Genomic DNA, 236 nt, shown 5'->3' with positions numbered 1-236 from the left:
TGGGAGTCGGGCATGGACAACTCCCCGCGCTGGGATACGGCGTACGCCAACGGTATCGCCGGTCCGGTGCCGCCCTTCCATCGCGAGGATCTCGAGCACGTCGCCGACGCCACCCAGCGACCCACCGCCCGTGAATACGCGCGTTATCTGTGGTTGCTCGAGGAGATGAAGACGGCGCGTTCCGAGGACAGCGTGCTCGCGCAGGCCATGAGCTTCGCGGTCGAGGACGTCTTCGT

At 66.5% G+C, this 236-nt stretch carries 1 pseudogene; it reads left to right on the top strand.

What is annotated here, in order from left to right:
- Positions 1 to 236, top strand: a pseudogene (locus tag NVV99_RS26870) (glycogen debranching protein); the annotation flags it as partial.

The organism is Rhodococcus sp. PAE-6, assembly GCF_025290685.1.
In the GTDB taxonomy this organism is placed as follows: Bacteria; Actinomycetota; Actinomycetes; order Mycobacteriales; family Mycobacteriaceae; genus Rhodococcus; species Rhodococcus pyridinivorans.
Note: the sequence above shows the minus strand (reverse complement) of the source record. Positions and strands in the feature narration are given on the sequence as shown.